Source organism: Rhizobium sp. 01N447_2 (genome assembly GCF_056399245.1).
This window is the reverse complement of sequence record NZ_JBFTQY010000019.1, coordinates 70,824-95,444: the sequence shown is the minus strand read 5'-3', so window position 1 is coordinate 95,444 and position 24,621 is coordinate 70,824. Positions and strand designations below refer to the sequence as shown.

Annotated in this window: 23 protein-coding genes, 1 tRNA gene and 1 riboswitch; of the genes, 15 read left to right on the top strand and 9 right to left on the bottom strand. The window is 61.8% G+C overall.

Annotation, left to right across the window (positions count from 1 at the left end):
* The first annotated feature begins 91 nt into the window (after positions 1-91).
* The 5 genes from AC1ECN_RS16405 (at position 92) to AC1ECN_RS16385 (ending at position 3,251) form a co-directional block, all read left to right on the top strand.
* Positions 92-490 carry a hypothetical protein gene (locus AC1ECN_RS16405; protein WP_017958869.1) on the top strand — a complete coding sequence of 133 codons (399 nt, stop codon included), beginning with the start codon at positions 92-94 and terminating at the stop codon, positions 488-490.
* Positions 491-581: 91 nt separating this feature from the next.
* Complete coding sequence (locus AC1ECN_RS16400; protein ID WP_018072437.1) at positions 582-1,229, top strand: response regulator; 648 nt, start codon at positions 582-584, stop codon at positions 1,227-1,229.
* Between the two features lie 121 nt (positions 1,230-1,350).
* Positions 1,351-2,013 (top strand): S24 family peptidase, encoded by a 663-nt coding sequence (locus tag AC1ECN_RS16395; RefSeq protein WP_018072436.1) that lies wholly within the window; start codon positions 1,351-1,353, stop codon positions 2,011-2,013.
* A gap of 11 nt (positions 2,014-2,024) precedes the next feature.
* Positions 2,025-2,735, top strand: a complete 711-nt coding sequence (locus tag AC1ECN_RS16390; protein ID WP_130671895.1) for a thermonuclease family protein — start codon at positions 2,025-2,027, stop codon at positions 2,733-2,735.
* Positions 2,736-2,837: 102 nt separating this feature from the next.
* Positions 2,838-3,251, top strand: a complete 414-nt coding sequence (locus AC1ECN_RS16385) for a tellurite resistance TerB family protein (RefSeq protein WP_018072434.1) — start codon at positions 2,838-2,840, stop codon at positions 3,249-3,251.
* 33 nt (positions 3,252-3,284) lie between these two features.
* On the opposite strand, the gene AC1ECN_RS16380 is transcribed toward AC1ECN_RS16385, so the two are convergent.
* Positions 3,285-4,160, bottom strand: a complete 876-nt coding sequence (locus AC1ECN_RS16380; protein ID WP_477953548.1) for a transporter substrate-binding domain-containing protein — start codon at positions 4,158-4,160, stop codon at positions 3,285-3,287.
* A 301-nt stretch (positions 4,161-4,461) separates the two neighbouring features.
* Between AC1ECN_RS16380 and AC1ECN_RS16375 the strand changes: the two genes are divergently transcribed.
* A complete protein-coding gene (locus AC1ECN_RS16375; RefSeq protein ID WP_130660861.1) occupies positions 4,462-6,660 on the top strand; it encodes an adenylate/guanylate cyclase domain-containing protein in 2,199 nt (732 codons plus the stop codon).
* Positions 6,661-6,672: 12 nt separating this feature from the next.
* On the opposite strand, the gene AC1ECN_RS16370 is transcribed toward AC1ECN_RS16375, so the two are convergent.
* Together AC1ECN_RS16370 and AC1ECN_RS16365 are read right to left on the bottom strand one after the other, a co-directional pair.
* Entirely contained in the window at positions 6,673-7,179 is a 507-nt protein-coding gene (locus AC1ECN_RS16370) for a YHS domain-containing (seleno)protein (protein ID WP_130660860.1), read from the bottom strand.
* A 14-nt stretch (positions 7,180-7,193) separates the two neighbouring features.
* A complete protein-coding gene (locus AC1ECN_RS16365; protein WP_024321031.1) occupies positions 7,194-7,787 on the bottom strand; it encodes an ankyrin repeat domain-containing protein in 594 nt (197 codons plus the stop codon).
* Positions 7,788-8,469: 682 nt separating this feature from the next.
* On the opposite strand from AC1ECN_RS16365, the gene AC1ECN_RS16360 reads away from it, so the two are divergent.
* Positions 8,470-10,464 carry a methyl-accepting chemotaxis protein gene (locus tag AC1ECN_RS16360; protein ID WP_477953545.1) on the top strand — a complete coding sequence of 665 codons (1,995 nt, stop codon included), beginning with the start codon at positions 8,470-8,472 and terminating at the stop codon, positions 10,462-10,464.
* Between the two features lie 117 nt (positions 10,465-10,581).
* On the opposite strand, the gene AC1ECN_RS16355 is transcribed toward AC1ECN_RS16360, so the two are convergent.
* Positions 10,582-10,962 (bottom strand): VOC family protein, encoded by a 381-nt coding sequence (locus tag AC1ECN_RS16355; protein WP_477953543.1) that lies wholly within the window; start codon positions 10,960-10,962, stop codon positions 10,582-10,584.
* Between the two features lie 425 nt (positions 10,963-11,387).
* Between AC1ECN_RS16355 and AC1ECN_RS16350 the strand changes: the two genes are divergently transcribed.
* Positions 11,388-11,666, top strand: a complete 279-nt coding sequence (locus AC1ECN_RS16350; protein ID WP_018072426.1) for a hypothetical protein — start codon at positions 11,388-11,390, stop codon at positions 11,664-11,666.
* Positions 11,667-11,946: 280 nt separating this feature from the next.
* Here AC1ECN_RS16350 and AC1ECN_RS16345 read toward each other — a convergent pair whose 3' ends face one another.
* Positions 11,947-13,095, bottom strand: coding sequence for a helix-turn-helix domain-containing protein (locus tag AC1ECN_RS16345; protein ID WP_075226183.1), 1,149 nt, complete (start codon positions 13,093-13,095; stop codon positions 11,947-11,949).
* 354 nt (positions 13,096-13,449) lie between these two features.
* Between AC1ECN_RS16345 and AC1ECN_RS16340 the strand changes: the two genes are divergently transcribed.
* From AC1ECN_RS16340 to AC1ECN_RS16320, 5 genes are read left to right on the top strand one after another with little or no spacing between them, the layout of a single operon-like run.
* On the top strand, positions 13,450-14,496 hold the full coding sequence (locus tag AC1ECN_RS16340; RefSeq protein ID WP_130671892.1) for a UDP-glucuronic acid decarboxylase family protein: 1,047 nt from the start codon (positions 13,450-13,452) through the stop codon (positions 14,494-14,496).
* Positions 14,496-15,482, top strand: coding sequence for a UDP-glucose 4-epimerase GalE (galE, locus tag AC1ECN_RS16335; protein WP_130671891.1), 987 nt, complete (start codon positions 14,496-14,498; stop codon positions 15,480-15,482). Before AC1ECN_RS16340 ends, galE begins: the two co-directional genes overlap by 1 nt.
* On the top strand, positions 15,479-17,386 hold the full coding sequence (locus tag AC1ECN_RS16330) for a glycosyltransferase family 2 protein (RefSeq protein WP_130671890.1): 1,908 nt from the start codon (positions 15,479-15,481) through the stop codon (positions 17,384-17,386). The genes galE and AC1ECN_RS16330 overlap by 4 nt, the downstream gene beginning before the upstream one ends.
* 19 nt (positions 17,387-17,405) lie before the next feature.
* Entirely contained in the window at positions 17,406-18,344 is a 939-nt protein-coding gene (locus AC1ECN_RS16325) for a glycoside hydrolase family 26 protein (protein WP_130673478.1), read from the top strand.
* An 18-nt stretch (positions 18,345-18,362) separates the two neighbouring features.
* Positions 18,363-18,872, top strand: coding sequence for a DUF995 domain-containing protein (locus tag AC1ECN_RS16320; RefSeq protein ID WP_130671889.1), 510 nt, complete (start codon positions 18,363-18,365; stop codon positions 18,870-18,872).
* A gap of 130 nt (positions 18,873-19,002) precedes the next feature.
* Here AC1ECN_RS16320 and AC1ECN_RS16315 read toward each other — a convergent pair.
* Positions 19,003-19,076 (bottom strand) — tRNA-Gly (locus AC1ECN_RS16315).
* Positions 19,077-19,135: 59 nt separating this feature from the next.
* Complete coding sequence (locus AC1ECN_RS16310; protein ID WP_477953540.1) at positions 19,136-20,230, bottom strand: 2'-deoxycytidine 5'-triphosphate deaminase; 1,095 nt, start codon at positions 20,228-20,230, stop codon at positions 19,136-19,138.
* A gap of 73 nt (positions 20,231-20,303) precedes the next feature.
* A riboswitch (SAM riboswitch) is annotated at positions 20,304-20,382 on the top strand.
* Positions 20,383-20,424: 42 nt separating this feature from the next.
* Between AC1ECN_RS16310 and AC1ECN_RS16305 the strand changes: the two genes are divergently transcribed.
* Both AC1ECN_RS16305 and apaG read left to right on the top strand, forming a co-directional pair.
* Positions 20,425-21,609, top strand: coding sequence for an O-succinylhomoserine sulfhydrylase (locus AC1ECN_RS16305; protein WP_130671888.1), 1,185 nt, complete (start codon positions 20,425-20,427; stop codon positions 21,607-21,609).
* Positions 21,610-21,898: 289 nt separating this feature from the next.
* A complete protein-coding gene (gene apaG, locus AC1ECN_RS16300) occupies positions 21,899-22,291 on the top strand; it encodes a Co2+/Mg2+ efflux protein ApaG (RefSeq protein WP_075226176.1) in 393 nt (130 codons plus the stop codon).
* Between the two features lie 300 nt (positions 22,292-22,591).
* Here apaG and AC1ECN_RS16295 read toward each other — a convergent pair whose 3' ends face one another.
* Together AC1ECN_RS16295 and argF are read right to left on the bottom strand one after the other, a co-directional pair.
* The gene (locus tag AC1ECN_RS16295) at positions 22,592-23,584 is read right to left on the bottom strand and encodes an Hsp33 family molecular chaperone (RefSeq protein ID WP_130671886.1); all 993 of its coding nucleotides are present in this window, start codon (positions 23,582-23,584) and stop codon (positions 22,592-22,594) included.
* Between the two features lie 90 nt (positions 23,585-23,674).
* Entirely contained in the window at positions 23,675-24,589 is a 915-nt protein-coding gene (argF, locus tag AC1ECN_RS16290) for an ornithine carbamoyltransferase (RefSeq protein WP_130671885.1), read from the bottom strand.
* Positions 24,590-24,621: the final 32 nt, after the last annotated feature.

The following is a 24,621-nucleotide window of genomic DNA, read 5'->3' as shown; positions in this document are numbered from 1 at the left end:
GGGCAGCTGGAACAGAATTAGAGCATGATGTCATCCGAAAACCGCGCACACTTTTCGGCATCATGCTCCAGAAAATCCGGAGGATGAGACAATGAAGGCATTCGTTATCACACTTGGCGTTTTTCTGATGCCGTTGGCCGCGGCGGCCGTCGAAGCCGATGCAAGCCGCTTCCAGCTGGAGAAGAGCGGCGACCATTTCGTCCGGCTCGACCGGCAGACCGGGGCAATGTCGATCTGCCAGGACAAGGACGGCGCCCTCGTCTGCCGGATGGCAGCCGACGAGCGGGCGGCCTATGAGGACGAACTCGACCGGCTGGCAAAGCGGGTGACGGCGCTCGAACAGGGCGGCGTGATCCAGCGCGCGTTGCCGAGCGATGCCGAGGTCGACCGTTCGATCAGCATCATGGAGCGGATGATGAAGAGTTTCATGGGGATGGTGAAGGAGTTCCAGGCCGAGGAAAACACCAATCCCCTTCCGCAGAAGACCTGATCTGATATAGTCGGTATGAGCAAGCTGGCGTGCAACGCGGAGGGGCGGAGGCACATGCCGGCATGATCGGGCTCTTGGGAGGGAGTTTTCGATGCAGGAACACACCATCATCATTGCGGACGATCATCCGCTTTTCCGCGACGCGCTGCGCCAGGCGGTGATCGGCATGGAAGGCCGGCAATCGATCGTCGAGGCCGGCGATTTCGCTGCCGCGCGCCGGGCGGCCGGCGCCCATGCGGATGCCGACCTGATGCTGCTCGATCTCGCCATGCCCGGAGTCAGTGGCTTTTCCGGCCTGATGGCGCTGCGCTCCGAATTCGCCAGCCTGCCGATCGTCATTGTCTCGGCAACCGACGACGCGACGACGATCCGCCGGGCGCTGGAACTTGGTGCTTCCGGCTTCATTTCGAAATCCTCCGGCATCGACGACATTCGCCGCAGCATCCAGACGGTGCTTGCCGGCGACATTGCCACGCCGGAAAGCTATCGCGACGGGCAGGAGCAGGATCCCGATGTCGCCGATCTGATCCACCGCCTGCATACGCTGACGCCGCAGCAGAGCCGGGTGCTGACCATGCTCGGCGAAGGGCTGCTGAACAAACAGATCGCCTACGAGCTCGGCGTCTCCGAGGCGACGATCAAGGCGCATGTCTCGGCGATCCTGTTGAAACTCGATGTCGACAGCCGGACGCAGGCGGTGATCCAGCTCGGCAAGATCAATATGGCGATGGTCGCCTGAGCGACGCATTCCCTTCGGCAACAGGATTTTATTCCTCTTCTATCTTTACTCAGGCGGCGCGGTCGGTTAATATTCCGCCGGGTTGGAGCGCGGCGTTGAATGAGCCGCGACGGAATCGCGCATGCTGTCACACAACCAGATCTGGGAAGCGCTCGACAGGCTTGCCGAACGGCACGAGCTGACGCCATCCGGACTTGCGCGCCGCGCCGGCCTCGACCCGACCTCCTTCAACAAATCGAAACGGCTTTCCGCCGACGGGCGGCTGCGCTGGCCCTCGACGGAATCGATCGCCAAGGTGCTCGACGCGACGGGGGCGAGCATGGAGCAGTTTCTGGCCTTCATGCGGCCGGACGGTGCTTTCGGACGGCAGGAAGGCGCATTTCCCCAGCGAGGCAACTCCATTCCGCTGCTCGGCTTCGCTCAAGCCGGCGCCGGCGGCTTCTTCGACGATGGCGGCTTTCCGGCCGGCCAGGGCTGGGACGTGGTGGAATTTCCGGCAGCCCCGGCACAGAAATCAGGCGTCTATGCGCTGGAGGTGCAGGGCGAGAGCATGCTGCCGCTCTACCGCGACGGCGACGTGCTGATCGTCGAGCCGGGGGCACAGGTGCGCCGCAACGACCGCGTCGTCGTGCGCACAAACGAGGGCGAGGTGATGGCCAAGGTGCTGCTGCGCCAGAGCCCGCGGTCGATCGAGCTGATGTCGCTCAATCCCGAACATCCCAACCGCACCTTCGAGCTTTCCGACGTCGACTGGATCGCCCGCATCATCTGGGCCAGCCAATAGGAAGATATTCCATGCGCCCTGCCGCCTTCATCACAGGTATCACGGGGATGGCGGTGGTGGCTGGCCTGCTGATGGCGGGCGAAGCAAGGCTTGGCGGCGGCACGGCCGGCGAAGAGACGGCGTCCGCCGAGGAGCCGGCGACCGCACCGGCGGGTGCTGCCCCCGAGGCCGGCGAAGGTGCGACAATCTCGGACGACCGTGCCGAAATGATCGCCCGGTCAGTGGAACCGGCGGAACCGCCTGCCCCGGGGCCAGGCGACGGCGTGGCACCCCAACCGGCCGATGTCCCGCAACAAGCGGAGACGGCTGGCGGGCAAGCGGCAAGTCCGGCTACGAAAAAGCCGATGGAGCTGGCGCGGCCGGCGGTCGAAAATGCCGGCATTCTGTCCTTCGGCGAGCGCCGGCTTCAGCTTGCCGGCATCGTGCCGACGCCGGTCGACAGGATTTGCGGGCCGGCGGGCCGGCAATGGCCCTGCGGCATGATGGCGAAGACGGCGCTGCGCCTGCTGTTGCGCAACCGCGCCGTCACCTGCGATCTCCAGACCGTGGAGTGGAAGGAAACCGTAACGACTGCCTGCCGGCTCGGCACAGAGGATCTCAGCGCATGGCTTGCCGAAAACGGCTGGGCGGAACCGGCGGCGGGTTCGCCGCTTACATCTGCCGCCGAAAAGGCCAGGCAGGCGGGAAAAGGCCTCTACGGCGACGATCCGCGCCGCAATTAAACCGGCAGCCATGACAAGCGATCGGACAGCCCGGATCGGGCCGATCCCTTGTAATGACTGTTACCAATTCCTAATCTGGGCTGATCGAAAAAGGAATCAGAGATGAACAAGCCGCTTTCTGCCCATGACGCGCTGATCTACGTGATGGTGATGGCATCCGCCGTCGACAGCACGATGAACGACAGGGAGCTGGAGAGGATCGGCCAACTGATCGGATTCCTGCCTGTTTTCCGGGATTTCGATGACGACAAGCTGATTGCGGTGGCGCGCGACTGCGCCTCGCTGCTCGCCGGACCGGAAGGTCTCGACGTCGTGCTCGAAACCGTGCGCGACACCCTGCCCGCGAAACTCTACGACACGGCCTATGCGCTGGCCGTCGAGGTGGCATCCGCCGATCTCTCGGTCAAGGCGGAGGAGTTGCGGCTGCTCAGCCTGCTGCGTGACCGGCTCGGCCTCGACAAGCTCACCTGCGCGGCGATCGAGCGCAGTGCGATTGCCCGGTTCCGCAAAGGCTAAAGGCCAAAACGCGTCCCGCGTCTTTTCGCGGCTTCAATAGAGCCCGTAGGGAAAGTAGCGCAGATAGATCTCCTGAAGCCGGCCGTTGCGCGACAGCGTGGCGAGCGCGTGGTCGATGGCGGATGTCAGCACGCTGTCCTTCTGCCGGAGCATGATCGTCATGCCCTCGCCGAGGAAATGCTCGGAAAGATAGGGACCGTCGAACAGCGCGCAGCATTTGGCTGATGCCGGCGAAGAGACCCAGAAGGAAAGCTGCAGCGCATCGGCAAAGGCGGCATCGACCTTGCGGTCCCTGAGCGCCGCAAGCAGGGCGTCCTTTGTGTCGAACGGCTCGGCCTTGAGCGTGGGGAAAAAGGCGGCCAGCATCGCCTCGTGCACCGTCCCCCTGACGACACCGACCGGGTGGCTGGAAAGGGCGGAAGCCGTCTTTCCGTCGAGCGGCACGGCGAGATTGCGCACGAAGCGCGCCGGCAGCATCAGATAGGGTCTGGAGAAGACGAATTGCCGGCGCAGTTCCGGCGTCACGGCAAAACCGGCGATGACGGCATCACCCTGCGAGGCGGCGAGCGCATCCCTGAGGTCGGCGAAGGGGATCGCCTGGATCTGGCACTTGTCTGAAATCTCCAGTTCGCTGCAGATTTCGCGGGCGAGGTCGACATTGAAGCCGGAGAGTTTGCCGTTCTGATCGGTGAAATTGAAGGGCGGGAAATCGACCGACGTCAGGAAGCGCAGGCGCACCAGCGAGGATAGATCGGGCCTCGCAAGACGTTCGCGCGCATCGAAGAGCAGCGGCAGCGAGGGGGACGCCTGCTGAGYGGATGCGGCAAAACTCGAAAAAAGCGCCCCCAGAAACAGGCCGAACGCGAAAAAACCCTTCAGAGTCAGGGATGCCAGCTTGGATTGCATCATCTTGATCTTGGTCTCTGGGTTAAGCGCGAAGCATTGCGGCGTCGGCGAGATGTAGCAGAGTCATGCGCGGTGGGGAATATGTGTGGGAGTGAGACGGACCCCGCCGCCGTGCAGAGGGACGGCCTTCATGCGACATCTCCGGCCGAGATCCGCCGACGCCAGGCGTGAATCTAATAGCTCTGCTGGGGAGAAGAGGGAGCCAAGCCGCGGCTGGACACACTCAGCTTTCGGGAATAGCGTTCCAAGGCGCCACCTGGCCGAAAAAATGCCTGAGCCAGCGTGGATCGCGCAAGGCGCAGATATGGAGCGACGGCTTACCGCGATCTTGGCCGCTGATGTAGTTGGTTACAGCAGCCTCATGGGGAATGAGGAGGTCGGCACGCTGGAAAGGCTGAAGATCTGCCGCAGCGCGCTGTTCGACCCTGCCGTTGCGGAGTTTCACGGCCGTATCATCAAGCTCATGGGAGACGGGGCGCTGGTGGAGTTTGCCAGCGTGGTCGATGCCGTCCAGTGCGCGGCGGCGATCCAGCGACGGATGGCCGGGCACGACCCCGATGTGCCGGACGCGCAGAAGATCCGTTTCCGCATCGGTGTGAACCTCGGCGACGTCATCGTCGAGGACGACGATCTCTATGGCGACGGCGTCAATGTCGCCGCGCGGCTRGAGGCTATGGCCGAGCCCGGCGGCATCTGCATCTCGGGCACCGCCTTCGATCACGTCTTTCACAAGGCCGACGTCGGCTTCACGAACCTTGGCGAGCAGCGGCTGAAGAATATTCCGGACCCGGTTCGGGTCTACCGCGTTCATCTCGATGCCGGCAAGGCGGGGGAGGTGGCAGCAAGGTTCCGTCGGCCGCGTGCGCGCACCATGGTCCTGTCGGGGATCGGGATTGCGGCGCTGCTGATCGTTCTCGCTGCCCTTGCGTGGCAGTTCGAATGGCGAAACCTTGCCGCGCCGCAACGGACGTCGGTCGCGATCCTGCCATTTGCCAATCTCAGCGGCGATCCGAAGGAGGACTATGTTTCCGACGGCATCACCGAAGACCTGATCACCGATCTCGCCAAGCTTTCCGGCGTCGATGTTATCGCCCGCGATTCTGTCTTCGCTTACAAGGGCAAGCCCGTCGTGCTTGCGGATGCGGCGCGCGCGCTTAACGTGCGCTACCTGGTCGAAGGCAGCGTTCGCCAAGTCGGCGAGCAACTGCGCATCAATGTGCAGCTCGTCGACATGGCCAGCGGCAAGAACGTCTGGGCCGACCGCTTCGACCGAAGTGCTGCGGATCTCTTCGCCATCCAGGACGATCTCAGGCGAGAGCTGGTCAGCGCGCTTGGCATCGAGCCGTCAGCCACCGAAGCCAAGCGGCTGTCGAGGGTGCCGACTGAAAATCTCGAGGCATACGACAACTTCCTGCGCGGCGAGCAGGCGGCGCGCAGCGGCAAGCGCGACGGGCTGCAGCAGGCGCTGGCATTCTACGACAAGGCGGAGGCGCTGGACCCCGCTTTCGCCGAGGCCTTTGCATTCGACGCGCGCACCACCGTGAATATCTGGCGCGCCAGTTTCAACGACATCATGCAGAGCGCGCTTGCGAGGAAGAGGGCTTACGAGAAGGCAAGCATCGCCTTGAAACTCGATCCTGATCTCTCGTCGCCCTACGCCATTCTCGGCATCATGCAGGTCGTCGATCGCCGTTACGAGGAGGCGATTGAGTCTGCTGAGCGCGCCACAGCACTCGGCCCGGGAGATGCGGCAGCGCAGATCGCGCTCGGCTATGTTCAACTGTTTGCCAGCAACCACGCCGAGGCAAGTGTCGCGGTGGAAACCGCGCTGAGGCTCGACCCCGATCTCTCCGCCATCGACCGGGAAATCGCCGGTCTCGTCTTTCTGGTGAAAGATGACACCGCGAGAGCCGTCGAAACTCTCGAACGCGTTCGCGACGACGCTCCTGAAGTCAGCGAATTCAGGATCGTGCTCGCAGCCGCTTACGCACGCGCCAACCGCTTGGCCGAGGCGCGGGCAGCGGCTGCCGAGGGCTTACAGCTGTTATCAGGATCTGAAACCTTCAACGAACGGTCCCTGGCTGCCTGGCGGATCGGCTATGCCCACTTTCGCAACCCCGAAGATCTGACGCTCATCATAGACGCGCTCAGCCAGGCCGGCTTGCCCGAGTGGCCGTTCGGGTTCACCGCTGATGAAAAGGACCGGGTGAAGGGTGCGGCACTCGCTTCCCTCGTTTTCGGCCACACCTGGCAAGGCCAGCTCGAACCTGGCGGTCAACCTGCTATCCTGCAGATCGCAAAGGATGGCAGCGCGGGATTTCGCTCGATGACACGCATGTACACAGCCAAGCTCCATGTCGATCACGACTTCTTGTGCGAGCAGAGCGAGAACATGTTCGGGCGGCCCGATTGTGGTCCGGTTTACATCAGGGGCGACGGGACCGGTAAATCCTACACCTATATAAACTCGGGCAAGGTGTTTCATTTCACTGCGGACGAATGACGCGACTATGCCTCAGCGATAGTTATTCTGTGCCAGCTCAGCCTGCTTTTTAGGCCAGTTCGCGTCGGCCTTTGGCCCTGCGGCGTCAACATGCGCGGCAAAATCCTGTGTGTGCACCTTGTCATAGGTAATATAGAGTTTGCCGTCGACGATGGCGAAAGCCTCCGGATCGATGTTGACGGTGACCGAGCCGGTAACGGCGACCTCTCCTGCGCAATAACCGCCATATTGCGGGGCATATTTCGCCGGATTTTCCTTGAAGAGTTCGCGGTGCGCTTCACTGGCGAAGTACCAGGGCGTGCCCAGCCACTCATAGGAATATTGCTCCGAGCCTTTGACGGCCTTGTTATCCAGGAAATAGGCGACCGTATCGTAGCCACCAATCGCGACGCCGCCGAAGTAGCCGGTATTCACGCGGCCATCGGCAAACGCGGGCGCGGAAAAACCGAGCAAGAGAGCGAGACAGGCTGCTCCCTTGATGACATGCACAGGCTTTGCGTATTTACGGTGTGAGACCATGATCCGTCCTCCCATCAATAGCTCAGACACTTTTGATACCATTCTTCACTGCCGAGAATTTTTGCCGGCGGGCAGGTGACCCCGTGCTGCTTGTAGAGGTGAACGATATCCTTGTTCCCCTTCCAGAGCGCGCGCGTGATCGGCAGGTAACCGTGAATTTCGGGGTGGCTGGGGTCCGCTCCCTCAGCGATCAGCAACTCGGCGACATCGAGATGGTTTTGCTCGCCCGCCACCATCAGCGGCGTGACGCCCGCCTTGTTGGCTGCATCGTCGAGGGACGCGCCTTTGGCGAGAAGTTGCCGTGCGATCGCAGCACTTCCGGCATAGGCCGCCGCATGCAACGGCGTGAAGCCGCCGGAATTGCGCGCAGTGACGTCAGCCCCCTTGTTCAGCAGCAATTCAACAATATCGGCTTGCTTGCCCAATGCAGCGGCAATCAGCGGCGTTGCCTGATCAGCGGCCCGGTCATCAACCTTGGCGCCGCCGGCCAGCGCCTGCTCCAAAGCATGCCTGTCGCCAGAAGCCACCGCGTCGAACAACGTCTGCGCTGACGCAGCCGGGCTCGCCATAGCAAGTCCAGCCATCGGTAACGCCAGAAGCCATCGCATTTCTAATATTAGCATATTCGGAAATTTTGTACCAGTTGGATTGGGTGGTAGGGGGCGGATCGCACCCATCCGCCCCGGGTTGGAGGCCAACTGTCAGGTGCCCACTTCTTCTGTTCATTCCAGTGGTCGCGGAGCAGGGGACGACGGCGGCTGCCACATACCTCTTCTCCCCAGCGGCGTAAACGGGGAGAAGTGCCGGAGCGATAGCGAGGCGATGAGGGGGTGAGCGGCAAAGCCGCGAATGCGCTGAGCGCAAGCGAAAGGCAATGAACGGCGTACCGTGCGCGCTCCTTGCATCCGCCTTGCCGGCACCTTTGGGACACCAAGCCCGTGGGAGAGCGTGGGTCTCCGTCCGCCGTTCCATTGAACCCGAACAGTCGCCAGGGCCGCTTGCGAAAGCAAAGCCCGATTGGGCAAGGATGAGATTTGAGGCGTCGTCTCGATTCCCATGACAAGTCAGCCCCTAAAAATCACAGTCATCCGCCGCCTTCTGTTAGCGCGGAATTAAAGAATATCGCCTTTATTTGTTGCGACGACATCGGACCCCGCCAGCCGATCGCATGATGCAATCGTCAGCCCAAACGTAATCCCTAAACCGCGATATTGAAGCAGCGTTTTCTGCAACAATTGATTTCAAAAGCACCGGGCGCGCGAGCACGCCCGTCAATCGGGTGACATTTCCATGCTGAAGCATCTGAAAATCCGCACAAAAATCATATCGGTCGTGGCGCTCATGGGGCTGATCACGATGGCCGGGCTGATCTATGTCATTTCCGAGTTCCGCCGTGCGGACGCGGCCTATAGCGCCTTCATCGATCATGAGGCGCAGGCCTCGATGCTGAGCGCGCGCGCCAGCGCATCGGCGGTGGCCTCGGTGCTGCAGGTCACCCTGCTTGCCGACATGAAGCCCGATACGCCCGAATTCCAGGCGGCGCTCGCCATACCGAGCAAGTTGCCGCAAGCGCGCGACCGCATGAAGCAGGCGCTGGCGCTGGTGCCCAGCCGCAAGCCGGCGATCGATGAAATCCAGGCCGGAATCGATGAGATCGAAACCCTGGCGAACAAGATCGTCGAACAGAGCAAGGCCAAGGACAGCGCCGGTGCGCTTTCGAATGTTGCCCTGATCAATGCCAAGCTCAATGCGCTGACGCCGAAGATGATCGCCAACAATGATGCGATGATGACGATGCTCAACGATGGCGGCGACGCGCTCTCGGCTTCCGTCAACGAACGGATCGTCTTCTGTTTCGTGCTGATCGGCATCGCCGTTCTCGCCGCCGTCGGCTTCAGCGTGGTCGTCGCCCAGAAGGGCATCGCCGGCCCGATGACGCAGCTGCGCCAGCGCATGACCCGGCTTGCCGAGGGCGATGCAACAAGCGATGTCAGCGGCCTCGACCGCGGCGACGAAGTCGGCCAGATGGCAAAGGCCGTTTCGGTCTTCCGCGACAATGCGATCGAGCGCGGCCGGATCGAGGCGCGCGCCGAAGCCGACCGCAATCTCAGCGACAGCGAGCGCCGCGAACGCGAGGCGCAGAAGGTCCGCGAAGCATCCGAACTGGAACGCGCCGTCACCGCGCTCGGCGACGGCCTGCGCCGCCTTGCCGCCGGCGATCTCGCCTCGCATATCGACGAGCCCTTCGTCGCGCATCTCGATGCGCTGCGTGAGGATTTCAACAACTCGGTCGAGAAGCTCAACGAAACCCTGCATACGGTCGGCGCCAATGCCCGGGCGATCGGCGCCGGCGCCAATGAAATCCGCTCTTCCGCAGACCAGCTTTCCCAGCGGACGGAACAGCAATCGGCCTCCGTCGAAGAGACGGCAGCGGCGCTGGAGGAGATCACAACGACCGTGCGCGACGCCGCCAAGCGTACCGAGGAGGCGAGCCAGCTCGTCGCCCGCACCCGCCTCGGCGCCGAGAAATCGGGCGAGATCGTCCGCAAGGCGGTCTCTGCCATGCAGCAGATCGAGAAGTCCTCGGGTGAAATCTCCAACATCATCGGCGTCATCGACGACATCGCCTTCCAGACCAATCTTTTGGCCTTGAACGCGGGCGTCGAAGCCGCCCGTGCCGGCGAAGCCGGCAAGGGTTTTGCGGTCGTCGCCCAGGAAGTGCGCGAGCTCGCCCAGCGCTCGGCCAAGGCCGCCAAGGAGATCAAGGCGCTGATCAGCGCTTCCGGCACGCATGTGCAGACCGGCGTCTCGCTGGTCGGCGAAACCGGCAAGGCGCTCGACGCGATCGTCCAAGAGGTGCAGGAGATCAACCAGCACGTCCACGCGATCGCCGAAGCCTCCCGCGAACAGTCGATCGGCCTGCAGGAGATCAACACCGCCGTCAATTCCATGGACCAGGGCACGCAGCAGAATGCAGCGATGGTCGAGGAATCCACCGCCGCCAGCCACAACCTGGCAACGGAAGCGGCAGCGCTCAACAACCTGCTCGGCCAATTCAGGCTGACCGGCACCGGCGGCTTCACCACTAGTGCGYCAATCGCCACAGCAGCACCTCGCGCTGCCGCCCGCCCGGCAGCCAGGGCAGCCCCGATTCGCGTCGCCCGCGAAGGTGCTGCCCGCCCGGCCGCCTCGCCGGCCCGTGCGCTCGGTCAGAAAATCGCCAACGCCTTCGGCGCCGGCAGCAGCACATCGCCGAGCCAGGATCCCGACTGGACGGAATTCTGAGCCGGTCAAAACAGGCATTGGCAAGGGCGGCTGCGGCCGCCCTTTCTATTTGCGAGGGCCGATTTCTTTGCGCAATTCCGGACGCAAAACCGCTGCACACTTTTGCTGGAATTGCTTCTAGCCCGGCCGCCAGCCGATCTCGACGAGGATGTTTCCAGGCGCCGTGCAATAAAACAGCCAGCCGCCGCGCATGGCGGCCGGCGGACCGGACAGCTCAGCACCGGCAGCAGCAAGCCCGGCATGGGCCGCATCGACTTCCGCCTTTTCGGGCAGAATGAAGCCGATGTGATAGGTCTGGCGTCCGATCTCCATCTGATCGGCGGTGCCGAATTTTGYGATTGCGTGGCTGAGGACGATTTCGAGGCCGGCATCGTCTTCGAGGATCGCCAGGCCGTTCTGGCCGCGCATATCCTTAAGTCTCAGGCCGAAATGGCGGATGAAAAAATCCGCGGTGGCAGCGATATCGGGTACGTGGAAGTCGAGGTGGTTCAAGCGCATGACAGTCTCCGTTCGAAAAAATCCCGGGACTGCCTTTTGCCGTCTCCGCACGCCGCCGGGATCCCGCATCTTGATGCGGATCACGTCGCGGGTTCTCGTGCCATGGCACGGAGCAGAGCTTCCGTGAGAGCGCTCTTGACGCTCCAATGGAAGGGACCGGGCTTACCTCAACCGATCCTGCCTTTTTCGACGATGCCGATCTAGCAGAAGGCATCGATTTCGGCAATGGATGCGTCGGCGCGTCTGGAGGAACGGGATTCTCACCCTAATATCAACAGATGGATGTGGCGTCCCGCCGGCCGCTCGATCACGACGTCCCCGGCGACGCTTCCCGAAGGATTGAAGAGCGGCATGAGCATTCGTGTCGTGAGCCCTATCCGACGAGGTGTAGAGTGATTTTATTCAACGCAATGGGAGGGATGGACATGAAACCTGCAATCATCGGCCTCGTCGGCACGCTCGTTGTCGCGGGATGCAACACCGTCAGCTACAGCGGACCGGGCCTCGAACCCATCCCCGGAAGCATCACCTATAGCGGCCAACCGCGCACCAAGCTCACCAAATCGCCTGTTGGTTCCGCCTTTCCGCATGATTTCATCGACCAGTACGGCCAGCAGGTGGAAGAAACCTACATCATCCAACCCGACCGGAGCCTGATGATCGCACATCGCCGATACAAGCCGATCCGCTTTTTCGGGGATTAGGCTTGGTCGGCGTGGTTTGCGGGAGATGGAGCGGTGACGGGAAATATACCCTCAATTGCGAACGGAGGCCCTGAGATCGCATCTGGCGCGAACCGGTTTGTTCAGCATAAAGCTGCATTCATCATTGCACAGTGCGAAGATGAAAAGGAGAGGAGCAGGCATCATAGACCGCAACAGGCGGTTTAGAGGCCATGGGTCTGGATCAAGTCCGCGGTGTCTTCGGCAAGCGCGTCGATCGCCGCTTAACGGACTTCTAGTCCGGATTTCAGCCCGAGCCGGATCAACCCGTCAGGGCCAGCCAATCACCGATCGTTTTTCCGTAACGCCGCGTGGAGCTGATGGCCGGAGCCGGCCGCTGTTGGGTTGCCACCGTCCTTCGGATTTCACGCGGGCTCAGCCCGAATTCGTGGATGAAGGCGCGCGTAAAATTGGCGGCGACCTCGAAACCGGCGGCTTCTGCGATTTCTGAAATCGGCCTGTGGTCGGCCGAATTGCTGAGATCCGCATAGGCCTGCAGCAATCGCCGCTTGCGAATATAATTGAGCACGCCTCCGCTCGCCTCAAACAGTTGGTAAAGCCGCGTGCGCGAAATCCCCAACGCGCGGCACATCATGTCCGGTGTCAAGTTTTCCGAATGGAGATTGACGTGAATGTAGCGGTGCGCCCGCTCCATCAGTCCCATGTTGGTCTGGTTTTGACCGGTATCAGTTCTTGTGGACGATGCGGCGCCCGCAACGACCATATCGCCGATGGTTTTGATGATCCGGGGCACTTCCTCTATCGTCAGATTGCCGAGGTTCGTTTCGAGGCCCGTGAGATAGCCCGTGAGCAACTCGGCGTGGCTGCCCGAAAGAACCGTGTTGCCGGCGCTCTGGAGAAGGCTCGCATCGCGAGCCAGCAGCTCATACGGCAGGAACACCAGCAAAGCTTCGGTATCAGTCGTCCGTCCGCGATAGGGGCTGCCGAGAGACATGAAAAATATCTCGCCGGCACCGGTCTCGGTGACACGACGGTTGACCTCAGTCCAGGCTTGGCCGCTGCGCTGCAGGGCGACGTTCCAATGGTCGATGGGGCTCGATCGAAGCATGGCCTGATCGCGGACATATCTGTGGGCATGCGCGCGGTGCTGGACGATCAGGATATCGCCGAGATGCCAGCCGATCTGCTCCGCGAGGAACCCGTCTTCCGGTGATTTTCCCTCCGGCAGATGAACATCCACGAGCGGCGCCATATGTGCCCGCCAGGCCTGGAATTGTTCTGCCGGTGGCAGGTCCTGCGTCGAGAATCGCAGCGGCACGAGTGCAGGGGAGGCATGGGGCGGGCGTTCCTGACGCATGGCCGGTTCACGCGGCCAGCGCCGCCGCTCCATATGCGCCGGCCGTTCCTGTTCCGCGGCAGGATCATCGTCGGATTCAGACCCTGTAGCCATCCAATTCCTCCAGCGCATAACCCGACCCGAGCCATGAAAATTGAGAAAAGCAATTGTTTTTGCGGCTGAAATCTCCGCAGAGCTCCGTCTGAAAAAGCGGAAGTGCCCGAAGAGTCACCTCCATGAGTTGTTTATCATATTCCTTTTCGCTCCGAAATGTACGGAGCGATAATTTCCAGGACGCGAGGATAACGACAATTGCCTTTCTTAGCTGTATCTAAATAAACATCGGTTCTTTCCAGAAGAAAAACCGGACGAATAAAATATTCGCATGATCGAACGACTTGGTTTCGCGATATATCGAAGTAAATATCGAATATCCCATAGCAAAATCTGAAAACACGGGAGGTAGTCGTGAACTATCTTGGTAAGATTCGTGCGCGCTCTGTACAAGCTTCGGCTCTTGATGCAAATAATCCATCCGGAATACATCGCGCTCCCAAGAGAGTTCTTGTCACCGGCGGTGCAGGTTTCCTCGGATCGCATCTGTGCGAGACGCTTTTGGCCGCCGGACACCAGGTGATCTGCCTCGACAACTTTTCCACCGGCATGCGGCGCAATATCGTCCATCTGAAGCGAGTCGATCGCTTCAATGTCGTCGGCCACGATATCGTCCACCCGCTCGATCTGGAAGTCGACGAGATCTATAACCTCGCCTGCCCGGCATCGCCCCCGCATTATCAGGCCGATCCGATCCATACGACAAAGACCTGCGTGCTGGGCTCCCTCAACCTTCTGGAGCTGGCCGCGCGCACCGGCGCACGTATCCTTCAGGCATCCACCTCCGAAGTCTACGGCGACCCGAACGTCCACCCGCAGGTCGAAAGCTACTGGGGCAACGTCAATTCGTTCGGGCCACGCTCCTGCTATGACGAGGGCAAGCGGTGCGCCGAGACGCTGTTCTTCGACTTCCACAAGACGCACGGCGTCGAGATCAAGATCATCCGCATCTTCAACACCTACGGCCCGCGGATGCGTCCGGACGACGGCCGCGTCGTCTCGAATTTCATCGTTCAGGCCCTGACGGGGCAAGACATCACCATATATGGCGACGGTTCGCAGACCCGCTCGTTCTGTTTCGTCGATGATCTCATCGGCGGCATGGTCCGCATGATGGCCTCACCGTCGTCGCTGACGGGGCCTGTCAATCTCGGCAATCCGGGCGAATTCACGATCCGGGAGCTGGCCGAGCAGGTGATCGGATTGACCGGTTCCCGGTCGCAAATCATCCATCGCGCTCTGCCGGTTGACGATCCCCGTCAGCGTCGCCCCGATATTTCGCTTGCCATGCAGGAACTCGACTGGCGGCCGAAGATCGACTTGTCGAGCGGCCTGCGTCAGACGATCGACTATTTCGATGGCCTTCTCGCTCGTCCGGCACGCGAACTGGAGGCCGTCTGATGGATGCGCGCCGGGTCCTTGTCACGGGCGGTGCCGGCTATATCGGCAGCCACACCGCCAAGCTCCTCCGCTCGGAGGGGATTGAGCCTGTCGTCTACGACAATCTCACGACCGGCAACCGTTCGTCCGTGCGCTGGGGCCCTTTCGTCGAAGGTGACGTCCTCGACACGTCATGCCTGATCGAGGTCATCGAGAAATATGCTCCCGATGCCGTCATCCACTTTGCCGCCTCGGCCTACGTGGGCGAGTCCGTGCAAAACCCGGCGAAGTATTACAACAACAATGTCTGCGGTGCATTGTCGCTTATCGATGCCTGCCGGCAGACGGGGCTTCAGAACGTCATCTTCTCATCGAGTTGTGCCGTCTACGGCGTCCCTTCCGTGCTGCCGATCGATGAGACGTTGCCGAAGGCTCCGATCAATCCCTACGGCAAGACCAAGCTGATCTTCGAGCATATGCTCGCCGATTATGCGGCGGCCTACGGCCTGCGGTATGTTGCCCTGCGTTACTTCAATGCCTGTGGAGCCGATCCGGACGGCGAGCTTGGCGAATGGCATGTTCCGGAAACCCATCTCATTCCGCGGGCGCTGCTGGCCGCGGCCGGCCGGATTCCGCACCTGGAGATATTCGGCGATGATTACGATACCCCTGACGGCACCTGCATCAGGGACTATATTCACGTCGCAGATCTCGCGCGCGCCCATGTTCAGGCCTTCACCCATCTCGCCAAAGGCGGAGCAAACCTCGCTGTCAACCTCGGCACCGGGCGGGGGTTTTCCATCAGGGAAGTGCTGCGCGTGATCCAGGAAACGACCGGATGCGAAGTCCCGGTCGTCATCCATCCACGCCGGCCGGGCGATCCGGCCAGCCTCTACGCCGACGCCAGCCTGGCCCGCGAGACGCTCTGCTTCCAGCCTCGATATTCCGACCTCGAAACCATCGTGCGGACGGCGGCTCCGTTCTTCGGACTGGAGGCGCGCGCGTGACCGAACTTGCGATTACCCAAGCGACGCATGCTCCGGAACCCTCCCACGAGCCGCTTCTTGTCCCGGTTCTGACCGGACATCGGCGGGCCGAATATCTGTTCTCGGCGGCCGTATGGGCCTGCGCCTTCGCCTATTTCTGGATCTGGTGGCTGGAGCCGCGCCATCACGTCGATGCTTTCGGCACGATTACGGTGAGCCTCGTTCTTGCCTGGGTTACCGCTCTGCCGGCCTATTTCATCGTCGTCTTCTATCGGGCGGCAAGACCGAACGGTCCCTTGCGCCTGCCGGCGGGCAGTCGAGTGGCCATGGTCGTGACCAAGGCGCCGGCCGAACCCTTCTCGGTCGTCCGTGAAACCCTGCTGGCAATGCTTGCCCAGGAGGTGGAACACGACACCTGGCTTGCCGACGAAGACCCTTCCCCCGAGACTCTCGACTGGTGCTCCCGTCACGGGGTCCTCGTCTCGACCCGCAAGGGGCGATCCGATTATCATCGGACGTCGTGGCCCCGACGCACGCGGTGCAAGGAAGGCAACCTCGCCTTCTTCTACGACCACTACGGCTACAGCCGCTACGATTTCGTGGCGCAACTCGATGCGGATCATGTTCCCGCGCCCGACTATCTCTTCCACATGCTGCGTCCGTTCGCCGATCCAAAGGTCGGCTATGTCTCGGCCCCCAGCATTTGCGACAAGAACGCTTCCGAAAGCTGGTCGGCACGTGGAAGGCTCTATGCCGAGGCCAGCATGCATGGCTCGCTCCAAGCCGGTTACAATGGCGGCCTGGCGCCGATGTGCATAGGGTCGCATTACGCGGTACGAACCGTCGCCCTCAAACAGATCGGCGGCCTCGGTCCGGAGTTGGCTGAAGACCATTCAACGACATTGATGATGAATGCCGGCGGCTGGCGGGGTGTGCATGCGCTGGATGCCATCGCCCATGGTGACGGCCCCAGAACCTTCAGCGATCTCGTGACGCAGGAATTCCAGTGGTCGCGCAGCCTGGTCATGGTGCTGTTGCGGTACTCGCCGAGCCTCCTCGGCCGGCTGCCGCCCCGGCTCAAGTTCCAGTTCCTCTTTTCGCAACTCTGGTATCCGCTTTTTGCGTTCTTTATGTTGCTCATGTTTGCGTTGCCGATCATCGCGCTCGTGCGCGGCCAGAATTTCGTGACGGTGACCTATCCCGATTTCCTGGCGCATTTCGCACCGCTTTCTATCGCTCTCGTGGTGATGGCTTATCGCTGGCGCGCCAGCAGCTCGTTCCGCCCCTACGACGCCAAGATCCTGAGCTGGGAATGCATGCTCTTTCTCTTCGCGCGCTGGCCTTGGGCGCTCGCCGGCACGCTGGCTGCGGTGCACGATTTTGTGACAGGCTCCTTCGTCGATTTCCGCGTCACCCCGAAAGGCCGGTCCGAAGTCGATCTGCTGCCGGTGCGTGTCCTGGCGCCTTACGCTTTGCTGGCGCTCATGGCGGTATTACCTGCCCTGGCAATCGGTGATGCCGGCGCCTCCAAGGGGGGGTACTTCTTTACCATCCTGAACGCGGCAACCTACTGCGCGCTGCTGTTGGTCATCGTCGGGCGTCATTCGAAGGAAAATACGGTTGCGGCGGCCCCGCGTTTCTACCGTCCGGCGATGGCGACCGTGCTGCTTGCGCTCGTCGCGCTGCCGGGGCTTGCCACCATCATGCGCGGAAAGGATGCGACCGAGGCACTGGCCTGGGGCAGCGGCCGCCTTCAGCTGTTCGAAGAGCGCTACGCCGCCTCCGGTGCAGGCCGAGGCGGGACCGCCCTGCGCACGATCTTCTTCAAACCACGATGGATTTCCGATCCGGAGGAGATCCAACTGAGAACGGATGCCGCTCACCCGGATGTGCGGCCGAGCGTGGAGGAAATACACAATGCATAGCCCATCCAAAATAGCCCTGTTGTCGTTAACCGGCCTGTTGCTGTCGGGAGTCGCGGTCCTGCCGACCGCTCTGGGCAGCTTTGCCGAAGGGCAGCCGCTTGCAATGACGACATCGTCCATCGCGCCGCCGACCAAAATGCCGGTCGTCACGAAGGAGTCGATCACGTTCGGCGCCTATGATCCGCACGGAGATTTAGGCGCCTCGCCCGATTCGAAGATCGAACACCTCTTCCTGCCCTGGGAAGATGTCGATCTGCGCACGCTCGCCCTCGCCGACGATTATGCGCAAGCGCGTGGCCGCACCCTGCTGATCTCGGTCGAGCCCTGGACCTGGTCGACCGGTTCGCGCCAAACCTCGCAGGAACTGCTGCACAGCATCCTCAACGGTTCGCGCGATGCGAACATGGCCGCCGTCTGCTCGACCGCTGCCAAGCTGAAAAGTCCGGTCATCATTCGCTGGGGACAGGAAATGGACGAAACCGACAGCCAGTTCTCCTGGTCGCATTGGCAGGGCGCCGATTATGCCAAGGCCTATCGCCGGATGGTGGAGGTCTGCAAGGTCCACCTGAAGACGGCCAAATACATGTGGTCACCGAAGGGCAATGAGGGGCTTCAAGCCTTTTATCCCGGCGACGATGTCGTCGATCTCATCGGGCTCTCGGTCTTTGGCCTGGAGCAATACGACAGGGACAAGACTGGCCGTGACCAGACGTTTGCCGAGCACCTTGCGCCCGGATACGCCCGTGTCGCTGGTTACGGCAAGCCCATCATGGTTGCCGAACTCGGCTACGAAGGCGACGATTCCTTCGTGCGAAACTGGGCTGAGAGCGTAACGAAACGCTATCCCCAGTTCCCGGCCCTGAGCGCCGTTGTCTACTTCAACGACCGTGAAGTCTATCCGTGGCCGGACGGCTATGGCCGCCCCGACTGGCGGGTCGTCCGCGAAAGCATCAATTGAACAACAAGGAACCTGAACATGTCCATGCTTCAAAAAATGCTCCTGGCCGTGGCCCTGACCAGCGGTATCGCCACGGCCGCGTCCGCTTCCGGAACCAATGAGCCTGCGGGGATCGAGACCGCAAAGCCGATGAGCAGCGCGGAAATCTATCGGCTCTACAACCAGAATTCCTGGATGTGGAAAGCCGGCGCCGGCTACTTCTCCACAAAGGCGCGTCGCTTTACCGCCTGGTCGCGGGAAAATGGCTCGCCGTCCTTCGGCATGGGCCGCTGGTTCATCACGGAGTCGGGGAAACTCTGCTTCAACGCCGACTGGCACGCCAAGACCGGAACGGCGACGGCAATCACCTGCTTCAGCCACCGCAAGAAGGGCGGCCTGATCTATCAGAAACGCGAACCGGACGGTCAATGGTACGTTTTCAAGAGCGCACCGGCACAAGCCACCGACGAATTCGCAAAGCTTCGCCACGGCGACTACGTGGGTTCTCAATTGGGGAGGATTGAGACGAGCGTCAGTAAGACCAGATAAAGGCGAAGCTAGGGGTTGCGCGCGGCCGAGGCGCCATCTGTGTCCTTGTAGGAGCCGATGCCTGCGCGCAACCCTTTTCATAAAAGATCGCGAAGCGCCTTCAAAAGGCGGCGAACAGCCTGAGGGTGAATGGAGCGGGTGAAGGGAATCGAACCCTCGTATTCAGCTTGGGAAGCTGCTGCTCTACCATTGAGCTACACCCGCGATGAAGCGAGATTTCCAACAGATGGGGGCCGCTGTCAAGTCGCGGCCGCCGGGAAGCCTCAGATGCGGAAGTGCTTCGAGAGTTTGAGGCCCTGGGCCTGGTAGTTGGAGCCGAGGCCGGAGCCGTAGAGGCTGGCAGGCTTTTCCTGCATGTGTTCGTAGACGAGGCGGCCGACGATCTGGCCGTCTTCGAGGATGAAGGGCACTTCGTGGCTGCGCACTTCGAGCACGGCGCGGCTGCCGCGTCCGCCGGCAGGCGCATGGCCGAAGCCCGGATCGAAGAAGCCGGCRTARTGGACGCGGAATTCGCCGACCAGCGGATCRAAGGGCGTCATTTCGGCGGCGTAATCCGGCGGCACGTGTACCGCCTCGCGCGAGACGAGGATATAGAACTCATCGGGATCGAGGATCAGCTCGTTGCGGCCGCGGCTGTGGAGCGGTTCCCAGAAATCGAAGAGGTCGTGCTCGGCCTTCTTGTCGACGTCGACGACGGCAGTGTGATGTTTGCCGCGATAACCGATCAGACCGTCCTTGTCTCCGGCGAGGTCGATCGACAGGGCGATGCCGCCGCCCGAAACGTTCGGCAGCTTGCTGGCGACCAGCGTCTCGCTTTCATGCAGCTTCAACAGTTCCGGCTCGCCGAGCAGGGCCTGGCCGACGCGGAAACGGATCTGCGACAGGCGCGAGCCGCGGCGCACAACGATCGGGAAGGTGCGCGGGCYGATTTCGAGATAGAGCGGGCCGGAATAGCCTGCCGGGATCTTGTCGAATTCCTGGGCGTAATCGGTGATGACGCGGGTGAAGATATCAAGGCGCCCGGTCGAGCTCTTCGGATTGGCCGAGGCCGACATGTCGGCCGGCAGCGCTAAGCTCTCCATCAGCGGCACGATGTAGACGCAGCCGGTCTCGAGCACCGCGCCTACGGACAGGTCGATCACATGCAGGCTCAGCCGGTCGAGCTTGTCGGACACCAGATGCGAGGGGCCGGGCATGAAGCTGGCGCGCACGCGAAAAGCCTTGCCGCCCAAGCGCAGGTCGAGGCTTGCCGGCTGGATCTGGTCGTGGTCCAGCTCCCGTTCGGAGATCAGACGCTCCGTTTCGAACAGCGCGGAGATCGCGCGATCCGCCAGAATTCCCGTTTCGCGAGCCATCATGCCTCATCCATCATTTGCCGCCGACAAAACCAAACTCGGGGAATTGACGCAAGCAGCTAACAGCAGTATTGCAGAATTATCCCGTGGTGATTTGGCCGGTCGGCTTGCAGCCACGTTAAACAAGTGGCTAAAAAGACCGGGTTGAAACCGGTCTGCTTTTGCGACCGGTTTTTTTGTTATGTGAAGGTGATGGCATGAGCAAGACCTGGCGCCCGGCAACCCAACTCGTCCACGGTGGCACGCTGCGTTCGCAATATGGCGAGACGTCCGAGGCAATCTATCTCACGCAAGGGTTCGTCTATGAGACGTCGGAGGCGGCCGAAGCCCGCTTCAAGGGCGAGACCGAGGGCTTCATCTATGCCCGCTACGGCAGCCCGACCAACGACATGTTCGAAAAGCGCATGTGCATGCTCGAAGGCGCCGAAGACGCCCGCGCCACCGCTTCCGGCATGGCCGCCGTCACCGCGGCGATCCTCTGCCAGCTGAAATCAGGCGATCATATCGTCGCCGCGCGTGCCCTGTTCGGCTCCTGCCGCTGGGTCGTCGAGACGCTGGCGCCGAAATACGGCATCGACTGCACGCTGATCGACGGCCGGGATCTGGCGAATTGGGAAAAGGCGATCACGCCGAAGACCAAGGTGTTCTTCCTGGAAAGCCCGACCAACCCGACGCTCGAAGTGATCGATATCGCAGGCGTTTCCAAGCTCGCCAACCAGATCGGCGCCAAGGTCGTCGTCGACAACGTCTTCGCAACGCCGCTCTTTCAGAAGCCCCTGGAGCTCGGCGCCCATATCGTCGTTTATTCCGCCACCAAGCATATTGACGGACAGGGCCGCTGCCTCGGCGGTGTCGTGCTTTCCGACAAGGAATGGATCGACGAGAACCTGCACGACTACTTCCGCCATACCGGCCCGGCGATGTCGCCGTTCAATGCCTGGACGCTGTTGAAGGGGATCGAGACGCTGCCGCTGCGCGTGCGTCAGCAGACCGAGAATGCGGCAAAGATCGCCGATTTCCTGGCCGAGCAAGGCAAGGTCGCCAAGGTGATCTATCCCGGCCGCAAGGACCATCCGCAGGCCGATATCATCGCCAAGCAGATGACCGGCGGCTCGACGCTGGTCGCGTTCGAGCTGAAGGGCGGCAAGGATGCGGCCTTCGCGCTGCAGAACGCGCTCGATATCGTCAAGATCTCCAACAATCTTGGCGACAGCAAGAGCCTGATCACCCATCCGGCGACGACCACGCACAAGAACCTGACGGACGAGGCGCGCGCCGAACTCGGCATTTCTCCGGGTACGGTCCGCCTTTCGGCCGGCATCGAGGATACCGACGACCTGATCGAGGATTTCGCGAAGGCGCTTGCCAAGGTCTCGGCCTGATCTAGGGATAAAGGCGGCCGGACCTCATTTGGGGTTCGGCCGTGCCGGACCTCACAAGGTGAGGCCGGATCTCACCAAGGTGAGACCGTGCCGGACCTCACTGGGTGAGACCGGGGGGAACAAGTTTGCCCGCCGCGGCGTTCCGAAACGGAATTAACACTGACAATTAGGCTTAACGTTCGAAAACCCTTCGGATCATAGACATTTCAGCGATGATAATTGTTCCGTTTCTTGACGGACAGGGCCTCTTATAAGATACGGGTAAGATATCTTGACTAAGGTGCAAGGCATGTATCGCGCCCTCACAAGAGAGATCGAAGTTGTCGTCGAGCCGTTCTATCTGGAGGAGCAATCCGATCCGGACGACGACCGCTATGTCTGGGGTTACCGGATTGTCATCAGCAACAATTCCGGCATAGCCGTTCGGCTGGTCAATCGTTACTGGAACATCACCGACCAGAACGGCCAGGTTGACGAGGTCACCGGTCCCGGCGTCGTCGGCGAACAGCCGCGGCTCAGCCCCGGCGACACCTACGAATATTCCTCCGGCTGCCCGCTCGACACGCCCTCAGGACTGATGTTCGGTCATTACCAGATGGAAACGGACGAAGGCGAGATGTTCGATGTCGACATCCCCGCCTTCTCGCTGGATTCGCCTGGGCTGCTGCGCGTGCTTAATTGAGGCGCATCAATTGAGACGTCATATTCCGTCGGCGCCACGGTCCTGAGACGTCCTCAACGCCCGGCTCCTGGGGGATTGCCGAGGCCTGCCCCTCATCCGCCTGCCGGCACCTTCTCCCCGCTTTTGCGGGGCGAAGGGGACGTGTCGCGACCTCTCCGTTCCCCACCAACCTTTCGTAGCGCACGTCCCCTCGCCCCGTTTTACGGGGGTCCGCAGGACGGGTCGAGACCAGTGGCTCGACCCCCGCAAGGTTAGGGTGAGGGGCAGCCATCGGCGCGAACCGGACAGCGGTGGTGTCAACTATTCAGCCGGCTGAAGCTCGGCCGGCTCGAAGCGGTAGGTGGTCGAGCAGAATTCGCAGGTGACGGCGATTTCGCCGTTTTCCTGGCTGGCCTCGATCTCCTCGGCCGAAAAGCCCTTGAGCACGCCCTTGATCTTGTCGCGCGAGCAGCTGCAGCGATCGAAGACGGCACGCGGTTCGTAAACGCGCACGCCGCGCTCGTGGAACAGGCGGAACAGCAGCCGCTCGGTGCCGACCAGCGGATCGGTCAGTTCATCGGCGTCGATGGTCTCAACCAGCGAACGCGCTTCGAGCCAGGCGTCGTCCTCGCCATGCGGGCGGCTGCCGGTGTCGCCGTCGCCGCCGTGGAGATCCGGCTGGCGCATGCGCTCCGGCGCTTCCGGCAGGAACTGGGCGACGAGGCCGCCTGCCCGCCAGCGATGGCGTGGCTTGCCCGCATCGTCACGGTCGAAGAGTTCGGCCGCGGCAAGGCGGACGCGCGTCGGGATCTGTTCCGACTGGCGGAAATAGACGCCGGCAATTTCTTCCAGCGTGGTGCCGTCGAGCGGAACGATGCCCTGGTAAGGCTGGCTGAACTTGCCCTGGTCGATGGTGAAGGCGAGCACGCCCTTGCCGAGCAGTTGCTCCGGCTCGGTCTCGCCTGACTCGATCGCCTTGTTGAGCAGCGCCTGATCGAAACGGGCATAGGCGCGGACATTTTCCGGCGTCGAGAAATCGGCGACGAGAAGATCGACCGGGCCATCGCCCTTGGTCTGCACCGTGAACTTGCCGTCGAACTTCAGCGAGGTGCCGAGCAGCACCGTCAGCACGACGACTTCGGCAAGCAGCCGGGCAACGGGCGCGGGATAATGATGGCGCTCGAGGATCGCATCGAGCATCGGGCCGAGCTGGACGGCGCGGCCACGCACATCCAGCCCCTCCACCTGGAAGGGGACGACATGGTCATCGCCGGCGAAATCAAACTGGCCGAGGGCGGCTGCAGCTTCTGCCATGCTTTTTCACTCCTAGTTTTCAGAGCGATGGGCCAGCGTTCCCTTCGCTCACGCGGTCGCGAGTTGTGACTCGCGACGTCCGATTATGGTTCAGATCGCGCCCAGGCACCAAGCAAGAATCGACTTCTGCGCATGAAGACGGTTTTCCGCTTCATCGAAGACCACGGATTGCGGACCGTCGATCACTTCGTCCGTCACTTCCTCACCGCGATGGGCGGGCAGGCAATGCATGAACAATGCATCATTGCCGGCTTTCGCCATCAAGGCCGCGTTGACCTGATAAGGCTGGAAGACATTGTGACCCCGGGCCCGATGTTCCTGATTCATGGAGACCCAGGTATCGGTCACCACGCAATCGACGCCGGCGACCGCACGGTCGGCATCATGGCAGAGCATGATTTCGGCGCCCTCATTGCGGGCCCAGTTCAGATAGTGATCCTTGGGCTCGGAGCCAAGGGGCACGGCCATGTTCATGCGGTAGCCGAAACGCGCGGCACCCTCGACCAGCGAATGCAGCACATTGTTGCCGTCGCCGGTCCAGGCGATGGTCTTGCCCTTGATCGGGCCGCGGTGCTCTTCGAAGGTCATGATATCGGCCATGATCTGGCAGGGATGGGTGTCATCCGTCAGCGCATTGATGACAGGCACGGTCGCATGCTCGGCAAGCTCGACCAGCCGCGAATGCTCGGTGGTGCGGATCATGATCGCATCGACATAACGCGACAGCACCTTGGCGGTGTCGCCGATCGTCTCGGCGCGGCCGAGCTGCATCTCGGTGCCGGAGAGGAACAGCGTTTCGCCGCCGAGCTGGCGCATGCCGACGTCGAAGGAGACACGGGTGCGCGTCGAGGGCTTCTCGAAGATCATCGCCAGCATCTTGCCGGCGAGCGGCTTGTCGCCCTGGCCTGCCTTGAAGGCCTGCTTGCGGGAAAGCGCATCGTTCATGATGGTTCTGAGATCGGCTGATGTGACCGCCGAGAGATCGAGGAAATGTTTAGGTGTCATATCGTCTTCTTACCTGTGCTGCGCCCGAAGGC